Annotated in this window: 2 protein-coding genes; one reads left to right on the top strand and one right to left on the bottom strand. The window is 58.1% G+C overall.

The window, feature by feature from the left end; all coding sequences use genetic code 11:
- Window positions 1-132 precede the first annotated feature (132 nt).
- Window positions 133-1,044, top strand: a complete 912-nt coding sequence (locus AC221Y_RS21505; protein ID WP_486708376.1) for an ankyrin repeat domain-containing protein — start codon at window positions 133-135, stop codon at window positions 1,042-1,044.
- A 411-nt stretch (window positions 1,045-1,455) separates the two neighbouring features.
- Here AC221Y_RS21505 and AC221Y_RS21500 read toward each other — a convergent pair whose 3' ends face one another.
- Window positions 1,456-3,477, bottom strand: coding sequence for a UPF0149 family protein (locus AC221Y_RS21500; protein ID WP_486708375.1), 2,022 nt, complete (start codon window positions 3,475-3,477; stop codon window positions 1,456-1,458).
- Between the last annotated feature and the right edge of the window lie 366 nt (window positions 3,478-3,843).

The raw sequence follows: 3,843 nt of genomic DNA, 5'->3' as shown, positions 1-3,843 counted from the left end.
GAGGCCTATACGAAGATGGTAGACGGACTCTTTGCCAGCCAGTGACACGCGTCGTGCATGTGTCCGGTCGGCCGATCGCTGTTGGCCTGTCACACGCCGATCCCTACCCTTCGAAAAGAAAGTGAGACACTCATGAGACTAATAATCCTTATCTACACAGTAGTCGTCCTGACCAGCACGTCGGTCTTCGCAGGACCGGTGTTTGATGCCGCCAAGAATGGAGACAGCGCAACGCTGGCCCGGCTCCTTGATGATGGCGCGGACGTCAATGAACCCAACATCATGCCTCCGCTACAGATCGCGGCCTTCCACGGCTACGTAGATGTGCTGAAACTGCTGATTGAACGAGGCGCCGACCTGGATGCGACAAGCACGATGCTGGGCACCGCGCTGCACGCTGCATCGCAAAAGGGCTATGCTGAGGCAATTGAGATCATGATCAGGGCGGGCGCCGACCCAAATTCGAGGAACAAAGACCAGTTCACAGCGCTAATGATCGCCGCCATGCATGGCCATGCGCAAGCTGCCGACGCCCTGATAGGCGGTGCGGCAGATGTCGAGGCGATCGGGTTCGGTCGGACGAACGGCACAGGCGGGTATGGAAACGTCAACGCGCTGCACCTTGCCAAGACGAGCGGTCACGCAAAGGTAGTCGAGATGCTGGAAAAAGCCGGGGCCGCCGCCAAGCCGCCATTGGAGGTTGCCGCGTTGATCGCTGCTGCGGATGCCGATCTTGGCCGCGAGCTTGCGATGCAAAGATGTGGCCAATGCCACAGAATTGAGACCAAATCGGAGGTCATTTTGGCAAACAATCAGGGCCTGTCGCTCGTCGGTGTCTTTGGTCGCCAGATCGGTTCACGCGAGGAGTTTGAATACTCGGAAGCCATGAAAGAGACCGAGGGCGTTTGGACCGAGGAGTTGCTGTATTCCTTCGCGGTCGACGCCATGCTGACGATCCCGGGCACACGGATGCGTTGGCACGACGGCTGGACCGACGAAGAGGTCGCCCACATAGTGGCCTACTTCAAGTCGGTGGCCGAGTGACCTCCATACCCGAAGCAGATTTCGAAAGCAGTAATTGAAGGCGGCGGCAATAGCGCGACCGAGAGGTATAGTCCTAAAGCGCTGTGCCGCCTCCTGGCATGTTGTACCCCGAAGTCACCGCGCACCTCCCAGCTTAAGTGATACGGGTTGATTGGCCGCTTTTCTGGTTTCTGTGGGCTGGGTCTGCTTCTGCGTAGTGCGTCCGTTCCTACCCAGTTGCGTCGGACGTCGTGCTTGAAAAGCTGAGATTTCGCAACCGCAGCGAAAGTTCACTTTGTCCGCGATGCAGACCTCCGAGGACGGAAATGCTGCAGGGTGCATGAATGGCCGCTCTTGATATGCCGCGCCGCGGTAAGGTTAATCTTGGTGAATGTCGGCTAAGGGCCGACACCAGCCCAAATAGCTTAAGACTCACAAATCTTCACGCCATTTATCGGCAGTAATTTGGATCCAGCTGGGTAAAAGTGGTTTCAAGGTTGGTGTTAGATCATCAATGGCGGCGCTTCGGATCAGATTGAGGACCTGTTTGTCATCGCGGCTCAGTACTCGTTTTGGCCAGGCGCCCTTGATGCTATCCACCGCCTGCGCGAAGCCCTCGGTCCAGGCTTGGAAGCGCTTCGGGGGCAGGTCTCGGAGATCTCCTCCGATCTCGCCGAGTATCACAGCTTCGTTCAGCGCGCCGTAACGCAACATAAGAATGTCGAGGATGCGTTGAATCGAACCTTGGCCCTTCACCTCAATCCCCTCCATCAGCGGTGGTAGCCATTCAGTTGGCGATGCGAATTCCGGGGCGATCAGAACGGCAGTCAGGTAGCCATCGATCTGATCCGGTTTGAGCGGGCTGCCTTTGAGCAACTTGGCCAATTCACCTTGTCCCTCAGCCTCGATTTCAGGCGGATCGAGTTCTTCGTTGCCCCACTCCAATTCATCGTCGAGGTCTTCCATCGCGCGCTCCGCTGCAACTTCCAGCGTTTGCCCGAGGATATCCTCAAAAACGGGTATTTTCTTGATCTCTCGTCCAGTCGCCAGCGTCTGGGCAACAACAGCAAAGCTCATCCACGCGTCAGGCGGGGTGTTGCCGTCGTGGCGCAGGATCAGCGCCGTTCGGGCAAAGATTTTTTCCCACCGATCACGCCTTTCCTCGAGATGCCCCACGACGATCTTCTTTGCGCTGGTGGCGGTTGACGCCTCTTCAAGCGCTGCCATCAAAGTGGCGTCAGAGACGAACCAACTGCTGCAGATGTCATGCTCCGAGAACCAGTCCCGGCTTTTGCCGATCAACCGGCCGCGGCGGTTGTCTGACAGAGCCGCAAGCTCTCCCTGCGGATCAACCGCCGCGAGAAGTGCCGCATGCCCCCCGGTTTGTGGCGTCACATCGCCAATGCCGAACATCGGCGCGACATCCAGGAAGCCCGGTGTCGTCACCGCTCCGCGCGCAAGCCCGTCGCCGAGGGCGAAGCCAACCGCGGGGGCGAGGTAGGAAGGAGACACGTCATGCATCGTCATCGCTTGTTCAATTTGTTCAACGATGGATTTCTGATCGCCTCTGCTGGAGCAAGGAATTACATAAGCGTCCTTTATCCCGTGCCCTTCCTTGATCATTGCCGCGGCCACCGCGCGCGTGCTTCCGCGGCTACAGACGCCTAAAATGCTTTGCGAGCCGGTGCCGTCGGGAAGCGACGTCATCACCCGATGAAGCTGCCAAGGTTGCGGGACAGTTCCACCTGATGGCTCTCGCCGCAGCGCAGTCGTAATCAGAGTGTCGAGTGCTTTTCCGTTTGGCAGCCAGTTGCGGATCAGGATGAGGTCGGACAGCAGGGCAGCATCCACATTTGCGCTTTCCGCAAGCAGCCCGAACCCGGCGATGGCTGCATCGCGCATCTCCGCAACCGGATCGAGCAGAAAGTACCGCCCGACAGCAATCATGCGTGGATCACCTTGCCCGATCGTCTGCGTCAAAAATGCGGTTGTCACCTGAGCCGACATGGCGCCCACAACTTCGCGAAGCCCGGTATAGGTCTCAAAAGGCGTAGACCCGTCCGGGACAAGCCCTTCCGCTAGCCCCGCGACATCCGGAAGCTCGGGCATCTCGTCTCCCGCAAAAGCCTCAAAGGCGTTGGGTGCCGTGCGCAGTTGATCGGGAGGGGTTAGACTGGCGCGGAGGTAAGCCTGACAAAGTCCGAAGCAGGTCTCGGCGTTAAGCTCACCTGCATCAGTCCGTTCCGTTAGGTCCACCGCAAGGACCTGAAAAAAGTCACTCGCCCCTGGCTCCTCATTTTCTTGGTTCATTCGCGCCTCGTCCAAGATACGCGACAAAAGCGTAAGACAGTCATCGAAGCCCTCTGCGTCAGCGTCCGACAGCGTGTCGACGAGGTCCAGAACCGTTTCCGGATCATGCGAAAGAGGCGCCGCCCATCGATCCGCCCACAGCATCAATCCTCCTGGATCACCTGTGGTTGGCCGATCCATAAGGCAACTATCTATTAACTCAGTCACCATTGCCCCCTAAATTCTTGCGACTTCCCACCGCGTCAAAGCCTAAAGCGCGCGGCCGGTCTCAGTAAAGGTTAACATTGGAGAATGGTGTCTGAAAGTCGGCTTCGTTCGTGGACCGTGTGAACTCGAAGTGCCTTGAATTTAGTACGCGCGGCGAACGGCTCCTTCGACGGGCCGCGCCGCAGCATAGCCGAGGATGTGTCAATGTTTGCAAGGGGCCGTTCATGTTGATCGGGGCGAGATCGTTTGGCAGGATCGCTGCGATGCGGCTAAAGGCAGCAAGGAGCCCTTATTGCGTTGCTT

Source organism: Boseongicola sp., assembly GCF_057460485.1.
This window is presented reverse-complemented; position numbering and strand designations above follow the sequence as displayed.